This is a genomic window from Nocardia sp. NPDC003726 (assembly GCF_053586955.1).
Window position 1 is genome coordinate 126,357 of record NZ_JBSFNF010000007.1, and the last position, 17,911, is coordinate 144,267.

At 68.8% G+C, this 17,911-nt stretch carries 19 protein-coding genes; 10 read left to right on the plus strand and 9 right to left on the minus strand.

Features of this window, described 5'->3' with window-relative positions:
- Positions 1-3 precede the first annotated feature (3 nt).
- The 3 genes from ACWDMM_RS12015 to ACWDMM_RS12025 form a co-directional block, all read right to left on the minus strand.
- Positions 4-333 carry a transglycosylase family protein gene (locus ACWDMM_RS12015; RefSeq protein WP_195078523.1) on the minus strand — a complete coding sequence of 110 codons (330 nt, stop codon included), beginning with the start codon at positions 331-333 and terminating at the stop codon, positions 4-6.
- Positions 334-921: 588 nt separating this feature from the next.
- Positions 922-1,386: a PaaI family thioesterase gene (locus ACWDMM_RS12020; RefSeq protein ID WP_195078522.1), complete on the minus strand. Its 465-nt coding sequence runs from the start codon at positions 1,384-1,386 to the stop codon at positions 922-924.
- Between the two features lie 143 nt (positions 1,387-1,529).
- Entirely contained in the window at positions 1,530-2,675 is a 1,146-nt protein-coding gene (locus ACWDMM_RS12025) for an acyl-CoA dehydrogenase family protein (protein WP_195078521.1), read from the minus strand.
- Positions 2,676-2,785: 110 nt separating this feature from the next.
- Between ACWDMM_RS12025 and ACWDMM_RS12030 the strand changes: the two genes are divergently transcribed.
- On the plus strand, positions 2,786-3,457 hold the full coding sequence (locus tag ACWDMM_RS12030) for a TetR/AcrR family transcriptional regulator (protein ID WP_357108378.1): 672 nt from the start codon (positions 2,786-2,788) through the stop codon (positions 3,455-3,457).
- Between the two features lie 18 nt (positions 3,458-3,475).
- Here ACWDMM_RS12030 and ACWDMM_RS12035 read toward each other — a convergent pair whose 3' ends face one another.
- Positions 3,476-4,042, minus strand: coding sequence for a type 1 glutamine amidotransferase domain-containing protein (locus ACWDMM_RS12035; RefSeq protein ID WP_357108375.1), 567 nt, complete (start codon positions 4,040-4,042; stop codon positions 3,476-3,478).
- A 58-nt stretch (positions 4,043-4,100) separates the two neighbouring features.
- Positions 4,101-4,748 carry a MerR family transcriptional regulator gene (locus ACWDMM_RS12040; RefSeq protein ID WP_195078518.1) on the minus strand — a complete coding sequence of 216 codons (648 nt, stop codon included), beginning with the start codon at positions 4,746-4,748 and terminating at the stop codon, positions 4,101-4,103.
- Positions 4,749-4,857: 109 nt separating this feature from the next.
- Between ACWDMM_RS12040 and ACWDMM_RS12045 the strand changes: the two genes are divergently transcribed.
- From ACWDMM_RS12045 to ACWDMM_RS12060, 4 genes are all read left to right on the plus strand, one after another.
- Positions 4,858-5,820: a hypothetical protein gene (locus ACWDMM_RS12045; protein WP_357108371.1), complete on the plus strand. Its 963-nt coding sequence runs from the start codon at positions 4,858-4,860 to the stop codon at positions 5,818-5,820.
- Positions 5,817-6,263: an ABA4-like family protein gene (locus ACWDMM_RS12050; protein WP_357108368.1), complete on the plus strand. Its 447-nt coding sequence runs from the start codon at positions 5,817-5,819 to the stop codon at positions 6,261-6,263. Before ACWDMM_RS12045 ends, ACWDMM_RS12050 begins: the two co-directional genes overlap by 4 nt.
- Entirely contained in the window at positions 6,263-6,793 is a 531-nt protein-coding gene (locus ACWDMM_RS12055) for a DoxX family protein (protein WP_357108365.1), read from the plus strand. Before ACWDMM_RS12050 ends, ACWDMM_RS12055 begins: the two co-directional genes overlap by 1 nt.
- A gap of 102 nt (positions 6,794-6,895) precedes the next feature.
- On the plus strand, positions 6,896-7,846 hold the full coding sequence (locus tag ACWDMM_RS12060; RefSeq protein WP_323124181.1) for an alpha/beta hydrolase: 951 nt from the start codon (positions 6,896-6,898) through the stop codon (positions 7,844-7,846).
- A gap of 61 nt (positions 7,847-7,907) precedes the next feature.
- Here the strand turns inward: ACWDMM_RS12060 and ACWDMM_RS12065 are convergent, their stop codons facing one another.
- Entirely contained in the window at positions 7,908-8,987 is a 1,080-nt protein-coding gene (locus ACWDMM_RS12065; protein WP_323124180.1) for an ADP-ribosylglycohydrolase family protein, read from the minus strand.
- Between the two features lie 188 nt (positions 8,988-9,175).
- On the opposite strand from ACWDMM_RS12065, the gene ACWDMM_RS12070 reads away from it, so the two are divergent.
- Positions 9,176-9,826, plus strand: coding sequence for a TetR/AcrR family transcriptional regulator (locus ACWDMM_RS12070; protein WP_195078515.1), 651 nt, complete (start codon positions 9,176-9,178; stop codon positions 9,824-9,826).
- Between the two features lie 47 nt (positions 9,827-9,873).
- On the opposite strand, the gene ACWDMM_RS12075 is transcribed toward ACWDMM_RS12070, so the two are convergent.
- The gene (locus ACWDMM_RS12075) at positions 9,874-11,121 is read right to left on the minus strand and encodes a cytochrome P450 (RefSeq protein WP_357108360.1); all 1,248 of its coding nucleotides are present in this window, start codon (positions 11,119-11,121) and stop codon (positions 9,874-9,876) included.
- A gap of 234 nt (positions 11,122-11,355) precedes the next feature.
- On the opposite strand from ACWDMM_RS12075, the gene ACWDMM_RS12080 reads away from it, so the two are divergent.
- Both ACWDMM_RS12080 and ACWDMM_RS12085 read left to right on the plus strand, forming a co-directional pair.
- Entirely contained in the window at positions 11,356-12,720 is a 1,365-nt protein-coding gene (locus tag ACWDMM_RS12080) for a flavin monoamine oxidase family protein (RefSeq protein ID WP_195078513.1), read from the plus strand.
- Positions 12,721-12,723: 3 nt separating this feature from the next.
- The gene (locus ACWDMM_RS12085) at positions 12,724-13,614 is read left to right on the plus strand and encodes a class I SAM-dependent methyltransferase (protein ID WP_195078512.1); all 891 of its coding nucleotides are present in this window, start codon (positions 12,724-12,726) and stop codon (positions 13,612-13,614) included.
- 6 nt (positions 13,615-13,620) lie between these two features.
- Here ACWDMM_RS12085 and ACWDMM_RS12090 read toward each other — a convergent pair whose 3' ends face one another.
- On the minus strand, positions 13,621-14,433 hold the full coding sequence (locus ACWDMM_RS12090) for a DUF1206 domain-containing protein (protein ID WP_195078511.1): 813 nt from the start codon (positions 14,431-14,433) through the stop codon (positions 13,621-13,623).
- A 386-nt stretch (positions 14,434-14,819) separates the two neighbouring features.
- Positions 14,820-15,758 carry an AraC family transcriptional regulator gene (locus ACWDMM_RS12095; protein ID WP_357108355.1) on the minus strand — a complete coding sequence of 313 codons (939 nt, stop codon included), beginning with the start codon at positions 15,756-15,758 and terminating at the stop codon, positions 14,820-14,822.
- A gap of 131 nt (positions 15,759-15,889) precedes the next feature.
- Here ACWDMM_RS12095 and ACWDMM_RS12100 point away from each other — a divergent pair, with 131 nt between their 5' ends.
- Positions 15,890-16,582, plus strand: a complete 693-nt coding sequence (locus ACWDMM_RS12100; RefSeq protein WP_195078509.1) for an NAD(P)H oxidoreductase — start codon at positions 15,890-15,892, stop codon at positions 16,580-16,582.
- A 111-nt stretch (positions 16,583-16,693) separates the two neighbouring features.
- Positions 16,694-17,863, plus strand: a complete 1,170-nt coding sequence (locus ACWDMM_RS12105) for a hypothetical protein (RefSeq protein ID WP_323124179.1) — start codon at positions 16,694-16,696, stop codon at positions 17,861-17,863.
- Positions 17,864-17,911 lie beyond the last annotated feature (48 nt).

The following is a 17,911-nucleotide window of genomic DNA, read 5'->3' on the forward strand; positions in this document are numbered from 1 at the left end:
GCATCAGAGGTAAGCGCCGCACACGGGCCAGGCGCCCGGCCCCTGGGTCGCGAGGACGTTCTCGGCGACGCGGATCTGCTCTTCCCGGCTGGCGTTGGCCGGGCTGCCGCTGCCGCCGTTGGCCTCCCAGGTGCTCTGGGTGAACTGCAGGCCGCCCGAGAAGCCGTTACCGGTGTTGGTGGACCAGTTGCCACTGCTCTCGCACTGCGCGACGGCGTCCCAGTTGTGGGCCGAAGCGGTCGCGGTGGACAGGCCGAACGGCACGGCGACGAAGGCGCCGATGGCCGCGGTGAAGCCGAGAACACGAGTGGTGAATTTACGGTTTTGCGACATGAGATTTCCCGCCTGCGCCCACCGGCTCGGCGAATTCGCCGCGCCCCTGTCCCCAGGAATGTCGTGGACACTCGAACCGCGGGACAGGGTTTCCGGCGTTCTGCGATTCGAGCTCGATCTCGGTGTTGCCCCGAGTCGTCACCGACGTTAGCGGAGATGTCGCGGCAGATCACGTTCGAATAACGCCCGGTGAGGTTTGACCCCTGGTCGAGACTCTGGGCCATCCACGCAGGTCGTTCGCGAGAAATCGCGCGATATGGATCGGCTGTTACAGCGTCGTTATGTGATCGAGATCACCGCGATATGGTGAAGCAGATCGCATTTTCGCAGGTCCACGACTTGCAGTAGTAGGCGCAACGACGCTCGCGCGGGCGCCGCGAAGGCAGCAGCTACCGAGCCGTTATCTTTCCGAAGCCGCGGAAATGCACCCGTGACGCCAAGGCACGGCACCCGTCCCGCGACCGCTCCGTGACCTCGGAGCGAGCCCTGCGACCTGGCGGAAATGAGTCCTCCGCGTCGATCTCACCGCAGGATGCGGCAGACCGGCGCCGGAAGCGCGCTCGCGATCCGCTCCGGCGCCGGCGCGGGCTACTTGCCGTGCGCCCGCAACTGGTAGAGCCCTTCGGTCTCCGCCACGATCACGCCGTCGGTGTCGGTGACCACGGCCCGCAGCGTGAAGTCGGATTTGCCGTTCGCCGCCGCCTCGGCGGTGATGCGCGCGATCTCGTCCTCGGTCAGTGTCGCCTCCGCGCGCACATCCGTCTTGGCCGGCTTGCGGAAGAAGATGTGCAGGTCCTTCACCAGCGGATAGAACGCCGAGTTGTCGAAGGTGGCGACCGCGATCGCGCCGCCGAGGATCTCGGCCACGGTGAACAGCACCCCGGCGTACATCACGCCGAAGTGGTTGCCGTTGCCCTCGGCGGGCACCGAGGTCGCCGCGTGACCACGCCGCACCTCCACCGCCTGCACGCCCATCTTGTGCGCGATCGGGATGGTGAATTCCAACGCACCGTTGACGATGTCCTTGAACGGAGGAGTCTCGACGTCGCTCATCGCAATCGTCCCTTCACGCCTGAGGTGGCTGGCACCTCGTTGTCTCTGCCACGGCCACCTCGGTGGACGTCACCGAAGCGTAGGCCCTCTGGTGCGCGGCCCGACAGGGTGTTGGCGCTTCGCCAACACCGTCGGCCGCGCGATCACAGACTGCGGGCGATGATCTCTTTCATGATCTCGTTGGTGCCGCCGTAGATCTTCTGGACGCGGCTGTCGGTCCACATCCGCGAAATCGGGTATTCGGTCATGTAGCCGTAGCCGCCGTGCAGTTGGAGGCACTCGTCGGCCACCGCCATCGCGCGATCGGTGGTCCACCACTTGGCCATGGCGACGGTCGGGATGTCCAGTTCCCCGCGCAGATGCCGCATGATGCAGTCGTCGAGGAACACCCGGGCCACCCGGGTCTCCGTGGCCGCCTCGGCGAGGGTGAACTTGGTGTTCTGGAAGGCGAACAGCGGCTTGCCGAAGGCGTGGCGCTCCTTGGTGTAGCGCAGCGTCACCTCGAGCGCGGCCTCCATCCCGGCGACCGATCCGACGGCGATGATCAGCCGCTCCTGCGGAAGCTGCTGCATCAGCTGGACGAAACCCTGCCCCTCCTGCGTGCCGAGCAGGTTCGAGACCGGAACCCGGACGTCTTCGAAGAACAGTTCGGAGGTGTCCTGGCCCTTCTGGCCCACCTTGTCCAGCACCCGGCCGCGCCGGAAGCCGGGCCGGTCGGCCTCGACCAGGATCAGCGAGATGCCGCTGGCGCCTTCGCTGGTGTCGGTCTTGGCGACCACGATGATGAGATCGGCTTGGCTGCCGTTGGTGATGAAGGTCTTGGAGCCGTTCACCACGTACTCGTCACCGTCGCGGATGGCCTTGGTCTTGACGTTCTGCAGGTCCGACCCCGTGCCGGGCTCGGTCATGGCGATCGCGCCGACGACCTCGCCGCTGGCCATCTTGGGCAGCCACTGCCGCTTCTGCTCTTCGGTGCCGTAGTGCAGCAGGTAGTGCGCGACGATGCCGCTGTGCAGGGTGGCGCCCCAGGACGTGTCGAACGCCTTGGCCTGCTCCTCGATCAGCACGGCCTCGTGCGCGAAGGTGCCGCCGCCACCGCCGTACTCCTCGGGGATCGACGCGCACAGCAGGCCGAGCGCGCCCGCCTTGTTCCAGAAGTCACGGTCGACGTGGTGCTGCTCGATGAACTTGTCGATGTTCGGCGTCAGCTCCTTCGCGAAGAACGAGCGGGCGAGCTCGCGCAGGGCGTCCAGGTCGTCGTCGAGCCAGGCGGACCGGTAGGTCGTCATCGGGGTTCCTTGCGAAAGTCTGATACCGACAGTTACGGGTACAGTGTGTACCAATGAGCTGCCGGGTACAAGGTGTACCACTCGATTCTCCTGCCGATACGCTGAGCGCCGTGGCACGACAACCTTGGGTGGACACCGCGCAAGCGCGGCGTGCCACGCGCGATCGCCCCGGCCGCGACGAGCGGCGCCGGGCCATCGTGCAAGCCGCGATCGCGGCGATCGAGGAGGACGGGCCGCACGCGCTGACCGGAAAGATCGCCGACCGCGCCGGACTGGCCCGCACGCACGTCTACCGGCATTTCGCCAGCAAAGAGGAACTGGACCTGGCCGTCGCCCGGCACGCGCACCGCGATCTGACCGAGCGGATTCGCGCGCGACTGGCGGTGGACGGCACACCCATGGACATCATTCGCGCGCCGCTGGCCCAGCACGTGCGCTGGGCCGCCGAGCATCCGAATCTGTATCGCTTCCTGGTCGGACGCGACTATCGGCGCGGCCGCAACGAACCGCGCGTCGGCGGGAGCGCGTTCGCCGCCGAGATCTCCGCGGCGGCGACCCGCTACCTGCCGGAATTCGGGGGCGACCCGCTGGCCGCGGACCGGGTGGTGGTGGCGCTGCTCGGCTTGGTGGACGCCTCGGTGCGCTGGTGGCTGGAACACCACGACACCACCGAGGCCGCCCTCGTCGACCGCCTGGCCACCGAGTGCTGGCTGCTCATCGACAACCGGCTGCGCGAGCTGGGCATCGCGATCGACCCGCGAAAACCGCTGGCGGGCAACTGAATCGATAGCCGCGCCGGGTCAACGCGCGGCAGGGACCACTTCGCGGGTGATGGCGTGCACGAAGTCGGGCAGATCGCCGGGGTTGCGCGAAGTGAGCAGGGTCCATCCGCCCTCGGCGGAGCGCACCGCCGCTTCGTCGACCCAGTCGCCACCCGCGTTGGCGATGTCGGTGCGCAGCGAGAAATACGAGGTCAGCGTCTTGCCGCGGACCAGTTCGGCGTTCACGAGCAGCCACGGGCCGTGGCAGATCGCCGCGATCGGCTTGCCCGCCCCCGCGAACTCCTTCGCCAGCTCGATCGCCCGGTCGGTGACCCGCAGCTTGTCCGCGTTCACCGTGCCGCCGGGCACGACCAGCACGTCGTAATCGTCCACGGAGACCTCGTGCAACGACGCGTCCGGCTGCACGGCGGTGTCCTTCTCGGTGTCGTGCAGGTACGTCTGCACCTCTTCTCGCTTCGGCGCGGCGTGGGTGACCCGCGCGCCGCGCTCGCGCAGTTCGTCGCGCGGCACCAGCAGTTCGTCCCGCTCCACTCCCGTGTTCGAGGTGATGATCAGCACCCGCGTCCCATTGAGCTGATCGGTCATGAGTGCTCTCCTTCCGTCGGGATGGTTCCTGTTTCCGGCATGCCGCGCGCGGGCCGGGCTAAACCTCGCCGGAGGCGTCGTCCGGCGGCAACAGCGTGCTGGACAGATGTTCCTGCGCCAGCCTGCGCAACGCCGCGAGCAGCGTGTCGCCCAGAATCGTTCCGACGATGGCGGTTTCGGTCATCCGCTCCAGGCCGGGTTCGTCGCGCACCAGGGCGATGTCGGTGACGGCGATGGCTTCGCTGGCGCTCGCGTAGTCGTCCAGCGCGGCCACCACCTCGTCGTGGCCGAGCAGGCGCAGCGCGGCACAGACGTCGACGAGGGTGCCGAGGGCCGGGCTGTCGTCCTCGATCCGCCAGCCGCGCCGGTCCAGCAGTGCCGCGACGTCATCGGCGGCGGCCGCCCGTCGTTCGTCTCCGACCGGCGAGCGCCGCCCGCCCAGCGCGTACTGCACGTGGCCGAGGGCGTCGCGCGCGGACAGGCTGCCGCTGTCGAGCGCGGCGAGCAGTTCCTTCGCCGCTTCGATGGACACGCCGCCGATATCCACCAGGGCCCGGATCAGCCGCAGCCTGCCGACGTGGGCGTCGCTGTATTCGGCCTGATTGCGATGGGTCCGCACACCGGAAGGCAGGAGCCCCTCGCGCACGTAGTACTTGATCGTCGCGGCGGGAACGCCGCTGGCGCGGCTGAGTTCGGCGATCCGCATCGGACTCCTCGGGTTCGGTCGGCTGCTTGACAACGGATAGTACAGCTATCCATAATTGCTACTGATAGTGCAACTATCGATACCTTCAGTCTCGAAAGGTCGACTTGTCGTGACCGCCCTTTTCCAGCGCTTCCCAGCCCTCTCCTGGCATCGGCCGCTGATGCTGCTCGCCGTCGCCATGACGCTCCTGGTCGGCTGGTCGATCGGGGGCATGCTCATCGACGACCGCACCATCACCGGCTTACCGATATGGGCGAAGTCCGCGAAGTTCGCCCTTTCCGTGCTGGTCTACGCCGTCACCTGGGCGTGGTTGCTCGCCCAGCTCACCGGGTGGCGGCGCGTCGCGTGGTGGGCGGGGACGGTGGCGGCACTGGGCTTGGCGGTGGAACTCGTCGTCATCACCACCCAGATCCTGCGGGGCACCACCAGCCACTTCAATTTCACGACGCCGCTGAACGCGGCGCTGTGGGACCTCATGGGGTCGTCCATCGTGGTGGTCTGGCTCGCCACCATGGTCGTGTCGGCCGCATTGTTCGCTCATCCGGCGGCCGACCCCGCCCGCGCCGCGGCGATCCGTTACGGTGCCGCGCTCTCCCTCGCGGGCGCCGCGCTCGGCATGCTGATGGTGGCGCCGACGGCCGAACAGCGGGCGGCGGGCAGCTCGATCCGCGGCGCCCACACCGTCGGGCTTCCCGACGGTGGTCCCGGGTTGCCCTTCCTCGGATGGAGCACGGTCGCCGGCGATCTGCGCGTCCCGCATTTCCTCGGCATGCATGCACTGCAAGTGATTCCACTGCTTCTGCTCGCTCTCGAGCACGGGTCGCGGCGATTCCCGGTCCTGCGCGCGCCGGGCACCAGGCGAACGCTCGTCGTGATCGCCGCGGCGACCTACGCCGCGCTGCTCGCGGTGCTGACCTGGCAGGCGCTGCGCGGACAGTCGGTGGTCCGTCCCGACGTGACCACCCTCGCGGCGTTCGCCGCGGTCGTCCTCGCCGCCACAGCGGCCACGGCCGTCGCGGTCCGGCCGAAAGACGCTGCCGTACGGCGATTCCCGATCGGAGCGGGCCGATGACGGAACTGTTCTTCGATATCACCTTCTGGTTCGCGGCGCCGTTCTGGGCGCTGATGATCCTGGCGCCGAAGTGGCGGCGGACCGGGGCGATCGTCGCCTCGCCGCTCGTCTGCCTGCCGCCGCTGATCGTCTACGCGGCACTGGTCGTGCCCGAGTTCGCCACACTCGCCCCGGCGCTGGCCGACCCGGAACTGTCCGGCCTGCGCGCGGTGCTGGGTTCGAGCGCCGGCGCCGCGGCGGCCTGGGCGCATTTCGTGGCCTTCGACCTGTTCCTCGGCCGCTGGATCTTCCTCGACAGCCGCACCCGCCGTCTCCCATCGCTGCTGATCAGCCCGCTGCTGGCGCTCACCATCCTGTTCGCGCCGCTCGGCGTCCTGCTCTACCTGCTCATCCGGCTCACCACCACCCCGGCGCCCGGCCGGCCTGTCCCCACGGAGGCGTGATGGAAACCCTCGTCGTTCTGCTGACCACCCTGCTCGCGCTGCGCACGGCGGGCGCTTTCGGCGTACTCCGGTTCGCCGCCTGGCCCACCTGCGCCGCCTACGCTCTCGGCGTGATGCTCATCATGACCGGCACGACGCATTTTCTCCCGGACGCGTTCACGGAATCCCCCGTGCCCACTCATGCCGATCTGCTCCCGATGGTGCCGCCGTTCGTCCCCTTCCCCGGCGCGATGGTCTACCTGACCGGCGTCCTGGAACTGCTGGGCGCAGCGGGCCTCTTCCTCGCACGCACCCGCCGAACAGCGGGGCTCGGGCTCGCCGCACTGTTCGTCGTCATGCTGCCCGCCAATGTCCACGCGGCTGTCTCCGGCATTCCGTTCAACGGCGCACCCGCGACGCCGCTGTGGGCGCGCATCCCGGAACAGGTGCTCTACATCGGGGTCGCCCTGTGGGCAGCCGGGATACTGCGATCCTGGCGGCGCGGGTCTGGAAGCCTGCGGGCGACCGCGGCGAACCGCACGGCCGCCTGATGTTCCTCCGAAAGTCGCCGCGCCCAAGGCTTTCGATGGGGACAACCGTGAATCCTCCGCAGTCGCAGGCGTACTGGCGTCGGAGGCGGGTACACCGGAATAGTGAGTGCTTCTAGGTATTCGGGCGCGCTCGTCAGCGCGCTCGCGACCGCTGTCGCGGCGTCCTTCCTTTCCCTCGCCCCTGCCGGAGCCGAGCCCGCACGGGAGCACGTGGTCGGGCAAGTTCCGCTCGGCGGCTCGGTTTCCCAGATCGATGTCTATTCGCCGTCCATGGATCGGGTGGTCACCAATCGGGTGATCCGCGCGGCGGGTGGCGGTCCCGCGCCCACGCTGTACCTGCTCACCGGCATCGGCGGTGGAGTCGACGGAATCTCGTGGTGGGACGACACCGACGTGCGGGAGTTCTTCGCCGACAAGCACGTCAACGTGGTGATGCCGGTCGGCGGCGCCTACAGCATGTACACCGACTGGCTCGCCGACGATCCGGCGGTCGGGCGCAACCGCTGGCAGACCTATCTCACGCGGGAGCTTCCCGCGACGCTCGACGCCGAACTCGGCACGACCGGGCGCAACGCGATCGCGGGAGTGTCGATGAGCGCCGGATCCGCCGTCGACCTCGCGATCCAGGCGCCCGACGTGTACGACGCGGTGGCGGCCTACAGCGGATGCCCGTGGGCCGCCGACGCCGTGGGCGCGGCGATGGTGAGCGCGCAGGTCATCCGAGGCGGCGGCAATCCGGCGAATATGTGGGGCGCTCCGGGCGAAGTGATCTGGCGTGCGCACGACGCTTTCGCCAACGCGGCCGCTCTGGCCGGGAAGACGATCTACTTGTCGGCCGCCTCCGGCACTCCCGGCGCGATCGATCGCGGCCTGCCCTTTCCACCCATCGAGGCGATAGCCAGCTCCTGCACGGCGGCCTTCGCCGATCGTCTCGACGAACTCGGGCTGCCCGCGATCCATGTGAACCGCGCGGAAGGCTCGCACACCTGGGGTCAGTTCGAGACCGACCTCCACGATTCGTGGCCCCACCTGGCGCGCGCCCTCGGCGCGTGAGGACGCGGGCCGCCCTGCCCCCGGCGTGACCGCTCCGAGTCTGCCTGCGACTACGCGGTTCTCACAGACCCTCGTCGACGGGATAGCGGGCGGCGAGCCCCGACCGGTCGCCGAGCCCGAAATTCATCACGAGGTCGTCGGCGACCTGCACCAGCGCGTCGCGGCCCTCGACCGCCGCCGCCCACTCGATCGGCAGTCCGGAGACGCCGTGGACCGCCCCGATCAGATTCCCCGCCACCGCGCCCGTGGAATCGGAATCCCCGGAGTGGTTCACCGCGAGCAGCAGTGCCGCGCGGGCATCGCCGGTCCTGACCGCGTGCAAAGCGCAGTACACCGCGATGGCCAGGCATTCCTCGGCGACCCACCCTTCCCCCACCAGCTCGACCTGCTCGGCGGAGACGGGATGCTCGGACAATTCCACGGCCCGGGTCAGCGCCGCAACCGTCTCCGCGCTCGAAGGGACGGCGGCGAGCTGGGCGATCGTGTCCCGCAACGCGATCGGCAGCTCGATCCCGCTCACGACCCGGTCGACCAATGCCGCGAACGCCCCTGCGGCGAGATACCCCGTCGGATGCCCATGGGTCAGCTGCGCCGCCCGCGCGGCGGTGGTGAACGCGAGATCAGCCCCCATTCCGCACAATCCGAAGGGCGCCGACCGCATGACGGTGCCGCATCCCTTCGAATGCGGATTCACCGGCCCGCTCCCGCCGAGCGCGACCGGTGCGAGATATCCCCGTGACTGCTGCCCGAGACCGGACATGCACGCGTTCCCTGGCGCCCGCACCGCGTACAGGAACGGCAGGCTCGCCAGCCACCCGTCCACGTGGGGTGCGGGCTCCTCCTGCCGCTGCGTCTGCAACCAGCGCAGATACGCTCGGCGCAACGCGGGCACCGGGTCCGCGCCGGGCGCGGAACGCAACAGCCCCTCCGCGGTGAACAGGGTCATCTGGGTGTCGTCGGTGACCTGCTGCGGCGCGTCCTCGGCGTGCTGAGGCAGGAAGCCCGTCACGCCTTCGTCGCCGTACCGCTGCCGGATCTGCTCCAGCCGCAGGAATTCGATCGGCCAGCCGAGCGCGTCACCCACCGCCCCACCCAGCAGAGAACCCCGGACCCGATCGAAGACCGCCATGTAATCCGCCACGGCACACCATCATCGCGCACGGCGCGCCCACCCTGGTCATCGCACTCGGATAATCCTGCCGCCGGTGTGGCGACACAATCGCCGCGTCCGCGGCCGGCCACGAGCGCACGAGGTGAGCCGGGCGCGAAACTAGCGGTGCAAGTATCCGGGCGTGTGCCTGCGACAATGCCAGAACCGAAAGGAGACCCATGGCACGCCCCCGCCGGCCGCTGCTGACCCGCGACCGCATCATCGACACCGCCCTCGCCCTGGTCGACGCCGAGGGCCTGGCCGCTGTCTCGACGCGGCGGCTGGCCACCGAGCTGGGCGTGCAGGGTCCGTCGCTGTACAACCACGTCCGCACCAAGGACGACCTCATCGATGCGGTGGTCGACGCCGTGCTCGGCGAGGTCGACGTCTCGATGTTCGAGGGATTGTCGGCCGAGCATCCCGACTGGCGCTCGTCGTTGCGTGAGTGGGCCCGCTCCTACCGCGCCGCCATGGCGGCGCATCCGCACATCGTGCCCGCCTTGGCGAGCGGTCCCGGTCACCGGCCCAACGCCTTGCGCATGGCCGACGCGGTCTTCGGCGGCCTCGTCGCCGCGGGCTGGCCGCGCCGGGAGGCCACCACGGTCGGCACCACCATGCGCTATTTCCTCACCGGAGCGTCGCTGGGATCGTTCGCCGGAGGATTCCCCTCCGACGCCGCGGTCTACGCCGACGCCTATCCGCATCTGAACGAGGCACACCTGCTGGCCGAGCGGCAGCAGCGGATCGATCGAGACGCTTTCGAAGTCGGCCTGGAATGCCTGTTGGACGGGCTGGAGAGCCGTTACCGGCTACTGCTCGGCGGCGCGTAGCTCGATCCCGCCACCCCTCGTGTGGCACAGAACCCTTCGACCCCCGGTTACGGCAGCGGCAACGGCAGCGACGCCGGGAACACCACCGGCAGGGCGGTCAGCGCTCGATGGAACGGGCCGGGACGCCAGGTCAGCTCCTCGACCGGGACCGCGAGCCGCAGCTCGGGCAGCGCGTCGAGCAGTTGATCGATGGCGTCCTGGGCGATCAGGTACGCCAGCGAATTCGCCGGGCACGCGTGCGGGCCGCCGCCGAACGCCAGATGGGCGCGGTTGCCCGAGTACCGTTCGGCGCGGATCGCGGGATCGGTGTTGCAGGCGGCGATGCTGATCACGACCGGTTGGTGGGCGGGCAACCAGACATCGTCGATCAGGATGGGCTGCTTCGGGAAACTGAAGCAGAAGTTCGCCATCGGGGGATCGTTGAACAGCACCTCGTCCAGCGCGTCCCGGCTCGACAGGCTGCCGCCGAGCACGCTGCCGCCGAACCGCTCGTCGGTGAGGATGAGCAAGAGCGTGTTGACTATCAGATTCAGCTGCGGCTCGATCCCCGCGCCGTAGAGCGTCCCCAGCTGGTGCACGACTTCGGTGTCGCTCAGCCCGGTCGGGTGCCGGAGTATCCGCGTCGTGATGTCGTCACCTGGCTCGGCCCGTTTCAACACCGTCAGCTCACCCAGCGAGCCGATGAGCATCTTGTTCCCCTGCTCCGCGTCGACGCCCTCGAAGATCGCGGCCATACCGCTCGCGGCGCGCTGCGCGATCTCGGCCGGACACCCCAGCATGGCGTTCAGCACCGCGAAGGCGAGCGGAAAAGCGTACTGGCGCACGATATCCGCCGACCCGTCCGCGCAGAACGAGTTGATCAGCGGTGTCGCCAGCTGCGCGACGGTGTCGTGCAGGCCGTACAGATCGACCTTGGCCAGACCCGCGACATTGGCTTGCCGATAACGGGCATGCTCGGCTCCGGCGTTGCGCAACGCGTTCGGCCGCCACTGCATCATCGGCAGCACCGGACAGTCGGCGGCGATGTCCTGCTCCCAGGCGCGGGGGTCGGCCGGAAAGTGGTCGGGATCGTTCAAGATCCGCACGGCGGTGTGATACCCCAGCACCAAGGTGGCCGGCACGCCCGGCGCCAGTTCCACCGGCGCCAGCGATCCGTACCGCTCCCGCATCGCGCGATAGGCACCGTGCGGGTCCGCGGCGAATTCGTCGGCGAACAAAGGGATTCGGGGGCCGTCGGTGTCGATCGGCGAACCGTGCGGTGCGCGGCTGTGCGCGGAGGACGTGGGCATCGTCATCGGAGAAGCTCCAGGCGGTTCGAACAACAGAATCCGTGAGCCTAAGCAGCTCGAAGGGCGTCCGCACCGGAAACGGCTCGAGATGACCGGCCGCTATGGGTTGCTATAGAATTGCCCCGTTATTTCGACGCGTTGACCTGATCGAAGGCGAATCGCACCCGCTGTGTCGAGTGCGCCGGTCGAGCGCAGGGACACGGCGGCTGTGCGCGAACTGCAACCCGAGGACGGCACGCCATGACAGACGTCGACTTTTGCGTAATCGGCGGGGGATTCGCCGGATTGACGGCCGCGCTGCGGCTGAAACAGATGGGTCGATCGGTGGCGCTGCTCGAGGCCAGGGACCGGCTCGGCGGGCGCACCTTCACCCAGGTGCGCGACGACGGGTGCTGGATCGATCGCGGCGGCGCCTGGATCGGGCCGGGTCAGGACCGCGTGCAAGCGCTGATGACCGAGTTCGGCGTCTCGAGCTACAAGCAGTACACCGGCGGCGAGGCCATGATGGTGGTCGACGGCAAGCAGCACCGCTACACCGGAACGATCCCGTGGACGATGAGCCCGTGGGCGGCGATGAACCTCGGCGCCGTCTTCCTCGAGCTGGGACACATGTGCAAGTCGGTGCCGCTGGAAGCGCCGTGGGCGGCGAAGAAGGCCGACAAATGGGATCAGGTCAGCCTGGCGCACTGGCTGGAAGCCAACGTCCTGTCCAAGCCCGCGCACGATCTGCTCGAGACCGCCGTCGCCGGTTGCTACACCTCGGCGGCTTCGGAGGTCTCCTTGCTGTTCGTCCTGTATCAGATGGCTTCCGGCGGCGGGCCGGGCTTCGTCCTCGGGGTCAAGGACGCGGCGCAGGATGCGCGGCCGATCGGGGGCATGGGCGCGATCTACCGGCCGATGGCCGCCGAACTCGGCGACGCGATCCACCTTTCGCAGCCGGTCCGCTGCATCCACCAGGACGATTCGGGAGTGACGGTGCGCGCGTCGGACCTGAGGGTGCGGGCGCGCCGGGCGATCGTGACCGTGCCCCTCGCGGTCGCCGGCCAGATCTCGTACAAACCGATGCTGCCCGCCGACCGCATGTTCCTGCATCAGCGCATGCCGAGCGGTTCGATCATCAAGGTCTCCGTCGTGTACGACGAGCCGTTCTGGCGCGACGACGGCTTGTCGGGGCAGTCCGCCGCGCCGGGCTCCCCCGCGACGATCACCATCGACGCGTGCACGGACACCGGGCGGCCCGGTGTCCTGTGCGTCATCATCGAGGGACCGCTCGCGCGGCAGATCGCCCGGCTCGACGAGACGGAACGCAGGCGCGCGATCCTCGACGCCCTCGTCGAGCGATTCGGCCGGAAGGCAGGCGCACCGGTCGACTACATCGAGCAGGATTGGAGTGCGGAGCGTTATTCCGGCGGCGGGATGCTCAGTCACGCGCCCACCGGCGTGCTCACGCAATTCGGCCATGCCCTGCGTGAGCCGTGCGGCCGTATCCACTGGGCGGGCACCGAGAGTTCCGCGGTCATGTGCGGCTGGATCGACGGGGCCATCCGCTCCGGCGAACGCGCGGCCAGCGAAGTGCTCGAGCACGAGACCGCGGCGGTGGTCTGACCGATGCGCACCGACGGAGACGTATGGGACATCGTCAGTAGTGTCGGGCTCACCGCGTTGGGGGTCGCGACGTTCCGGGCCCTGGAGACAGCCGCTCCCGATCCGCTGATCCGGGACGACTACGCACCGCTGTTCGTCGCGGCTTCGGGCCACCCGCACTTCACCGGACTCTTGGCGGACCCCTCCCCGCTCGACGACATACCGCTGGTCCCCGGGTTCATGGGCTTGCGAACGAAGTTCTTCGACGACTTCTTCCTCTCGGCCGCGGCCGCGGGCGTTCGGCAAGCCGTGATCGTAGCGGCGGGACTGGACGCGCGGGCACAGCGCCTGAACTGGCCCGCGGGGACGACGGTGTTCGAGATCGATCAGCCCAAAGTGCTGGAATTCAAGGAGAAGGTGCTCACCGAGCACGGCGCGCGAGCCAAGGCCGAGCGACGCACGGTGCCGGTGGACCTGCGCGAAGACTGGCCCGCCGCGCTGCGCGGCGCCGGCTTCGACCCGGCCGCGCCGACCGCGTGGTCGGCCGAGGGACTGTTGCCCTATCTTCCCGGTGCGGCACAGGACAGGTTGTTCGAACACATCGACGCACTGTCCGCGCCCGGCAGCAGGCTGGCCGTGGAGAGCTTCGTGGCCGGAGTCGACGTCAAACGCTTCGCGAATGTGGAGTCCAAGTATTTCGGCCGCTACAACCCGTTCGGGGACGTCGATCCGGCCGAGCTGTTCTACGACGACGAACGGGCCGATCCGGCCCGGTGGCTGGCCGAGCACGGCTGGTCGGTGCGAGCCGAGAGTCCGAGCGAGCTGGCCGCGTCCTACGGTCGATCGGTCCCGGATCTCCCCGAGGAGCTCGACGACCTGTGGCGCCAACCGAGGCTGCTGACCGCTGCGCGGTAGCTGTCGTCACATCTTGGCGCTGCGGGCCATGACGAAGCTGTAGAGCCCGTAAGTGATGATGCCCAGCCCGGCGATCAGGAGCAGGGCCACGCCGAACGGTTGCGCGCCGAGCGTCTTGATGGCTCCGTCCAGTCCGGCGGACTTGTTCGGATCGGATTCGGTCGCCGCGAGAATCACCAGCAACCCGACCGCGGCGACGGCCAGCCCCTTCGCGATGTAGCCTGCCGTGCCCAGCCGCCGCACGAACGCGCTCTGCGGTCCGCGCAGGTCGTCGAGGAAGTTCCGCGTGGCGCCCTTGTACACGTGATAGCCGCCGACCGCGATGATGACCAGCCCGCCCACGACGAGAGCGATCGCGCCGGCCGTGTTCTGCATCAACCGCGCCGTGAGCCCCACACTCTGGCTGCTGCTCGACCGCCCACTGCCATGGGCGAAACGGAACGCGGTGACAGCCAATCCCGTGTAGACCGCGAACAGGGAGAACGCCTTGACGCGGTCGAACGCCTCGGACTTCTTGCTGTCGGCCGCCGGTTCGGACGCTTTGCCGAAGACAGCCTCCATCAGCCGCCACAGCGCCATCACGACGAACGCGGCCGCAGCTACCCAGAGCGTGATCGTGCCGCCCGGCTTGTTCGCCAGCTCGGCCATCGCGCCGGACTGATCGGCGTTCCCCCCGCCGCCGAAGGCCAGCCGGATGGCGATGTAGCCGATGAGCAGGTGCACGAGGCCGGACATGACGTAGCCCGCGCGGGCGAACCGCGCGAACACGCTGTTGTGGGCGATGCGCCCGGCGGTGCCGGAAAGGCCGGTGTGGGTCATGGTGCTCCTCCCATCCCATGTGCCACGACGGAAGCGCCGCGGGACACCGACCGGATACCCAAGTCCGCCGGGAACCCACCTGCCCATCTCGATGCCTCGGTCGCGGCGGTGCGCCCCCAGGTCAGCGATTGGCGGTGCTCATCGGACGAATGCCGGTGCGGACCAGACCCCGGGCGCCTCTCGAGCATGGGCTCTTGATCGATCCCGGCTGCCGCCTCACGCAGTCGCCGCTGGCAGCCGGTTTCGAGAACCCGCAGCCACCGCGGCGAGACTGTAGCCGCGCTGGCAGCGAGATATCGCCGCCACATCGCTGTGGCAGCCGCAGAGGCTTTCGCGAGAGCAGGCCACCAGACCACCTCCTGCTTCGACACAGGTTCCGTGCCGGTTCACGCTCCGAGATCGGCGGTGGCGCGGAATTCGCTGGGGCGGATGCCCCGATGTCGCTTGAACGCCGCACTGAAACCGAAAGCGTCGGCGTAACCGACGGCCTTCGCCACCTGCGCCACGGTGAGACTGCGGTCGGCCAGGAGTTCCTCCGCCTCGTCCATCCGGCATTCGGTGAGATACGCCACGGGCGACTGCCCCATGACCTCGGAAAACCGCCGTGCGAACAGCGCCCGCGATACCCCTGCCTCGGACGCCAGCGACGCGACCGTCCAACCGGCGGCGGGCTTTCCATGCATGGCCGCCAATGCCGGCCCCACCACCGGATCGGCCGGACCGCGATACCAACCCGGCGCGTCGGCGTCCAGCTCATCGAACCAGTCGCGCAGCGTGCACACCAGAGCCCAGTCGAGCAGCCGGTCCATCATCGCCTGCGCACCGGCCGGACGCTTGGCCGCGTCCGCGGCGATCGACTCCATCCACGCGCACACCTCCACATCGTCGGTCACGACCAAGACGGGCGGTATGGCACGCAACAGCCGTTCGTGGCGCCGGCCGGACGCCCGATAGGCGCCGACGATGAGAGTGGTGGTCTCACCGGCGGGGGTGTTGCCCCAGCGACCGCCGTCGAGCGCGGGATCGCATTTCGCCTCCGGCGCGAAGCAGGCGACCTCGTATTGCTCGTGCGGCAGGCCGACAGTATCTGGGCGGTCGACGAGGACGAATGGTTCCGGGCCGCGCACTACCGCGGTGTCCCCCATCGTGATCCGGCGCTCAACACCGCCCGGCAGCAGCAGTGTTCCCCCACCGCGCAGCACGGTCACCATGGTCAGCGGCGCCTCGTCGGCGAACCGGATGCTCCACGGTGCTTCCAGGACCGCGGTGGTGAGCACGGCGCCTTCGGCACGGATGCCACCCAACAGTTTGCTCAAAGGGTCCACGCCATCAGCGTAGACGAACTCCTATCAAATGTAGATCTTTACCCATAGATCGTCCATGGTCGCCAGTGTGGAATGAAGTCCGGACCGCACAACCGATCGTCCGGAACTCCGGACCCACCAGGGAGGCCCTCGTGCAACACAACCCGACCGTGGATACCGCGACCACTCGCACCGCACTGGTCGTCGTCGCTCACCCCCGGCCCAGTTCGCTGACCGCCCACATCGCCCGGCTGGCCACCCGGCGGCTCACCGCGGCGGGCTACCGAATCGACCTGCTGGACCTGCACGCCGAGAACTTCGATCCCCGCATGACCGCGGCCGACCTCCCGGAATGGGGCAATCGAGAGAAGGCGTACTCCCCCGAGGTCGAGAGCCATATGCGGCGCATCCTCGCCGCCGACGTGATCGTCGCGGTGTTCCCGGTGTACTGGATGCAGGTCCCGGCGATTCTGAAGGGCTGGATCGATCGGGTGTGGAACTACGGATTCGCCTACGGCCGCAGCAAATCCCGGCTCGCGGGCAAGCGGATGCTGTGGCTGGGCCTGGCGGGCGCGGCGGACGACGACGCGGTCGTGGAACTCATGCAGGATGCGCTCAGCGCGCAACTCGACGACGGCATCGCCTACTACTGCGGCCTCACCCATTCATCGGTGGGGCTGTTGCCCGGCGCGGAGGAGAAGCGGCAGCGCCTGGACGCGGCGGGCAACCTTCTGCTCGACGAAGCCCTCACCGGCGCCGTCCGCGAAGCCCACTACGCGGGCTTGGAAGCCCGCGCGCTGGGCTTCGTCGACGATTTCCTCGCCACGGACCGGGTCGCCGTCTGACCACGATCGGCGGCGACTCGGCGGCCAAGGATGAGAATCCGGCATGCGGACTCCCCTGACCGGGAACGTCGCCCTCGCGCAGGGGCATTGCTCGCCTGCCAAGATGACGCAGTGAGCACCAGGTCGAGGCAACCGGTCAGCGAGGAAACCGTATACCTGTTCATGGATTACGGACAGTTTCGCATCGACGGCGGCATCGATGGTCCGGTCGATGAACTCGAACTGCTCGACCGCGCACTAGCGGCGCATCCTTTCGCCTCCGATGGGCTCGCGGTGCTGGTGTTGAGCCCGCACCAGAACAACTTCCGGATGCCGGTGACGGTTCAGCTGTGGGACGAGCGTCCGCCCGACGACCGCGCCGAATGGCAGCAGGTGTGCGAGACGAGGTTGCGAGTCGGACAGGAGAGCACACTGTGCCTCTCGTCGCCGGTCGACGGCGCGGCCGACTGCCCTGTGCCGAAGGGCGAGTACCTGATCGAGGTCAGCGGCCGCGGATTCGTCAACTATGGCTGGCCCGGGTCGACCGAACCCGGCGATGTGTGGCGTATCCGGTTATGGCCGGACGACGGCAGTGAACCGCTGCCTGCTGTGCAGTGGGACATGCCCGGATACGGTGTGCCCGAGGATGTCCCGCTACCCGAGGTCACCGCGCCGGTCCACGGCGCGGAGGAATGGGTCGTCGTAGTCGACGACGAAGGCTCGCGCCGCCTGCACATCGATGAACTGGCGGAGCAAGCGGCCGCTTTCCAGCGACGGCGCTGGGGTGGGGAGCCGATACCCCGGCTCGAAGATCACCCCGGCGCGGAAGACCTGGCCCGCCACGACCGCGCGCTCGCCGAGGCGATCGCCGGCATGGGTGATCCCGAGTTGCGGCGACTGGCACGCTGGTCAGCGGCGAAGGCTTGCGCGAAAGCCGGGCTCACCGACCGGCCGTGGGTACGACCCGCCCTGGCGGCGCTGCGGGACGGCCGACCGCTACCGCCCCCGTTCGACGACGCGGACGCGGCCATGACCCGGCTGCACGACGAGGACTTCGGCCCGCCGGACGACGAGCACGTGGGAGCCATCGAAGCAACGATGGGTCCGGCCGGTGCGGCGGCGAACCCCTTCGATCCGGGCCCGATCCACCGCCCGTCCTTCGCGCTGCCCACCATCATCGACGCCTGCCGACCCGACGCCCTCGAAGCCGCGATGACGACGCTGTACACCACCGCGTTGGTCTTCGGCTCCGAGGTGGACACGCTGTTCGCCGCGATCAGAGCGGAATTCGGGATCGAGTGAGCCCGAACTCGTCGTACCTGACCGCCTTTGCGGTGGTCTTGCTTCTCC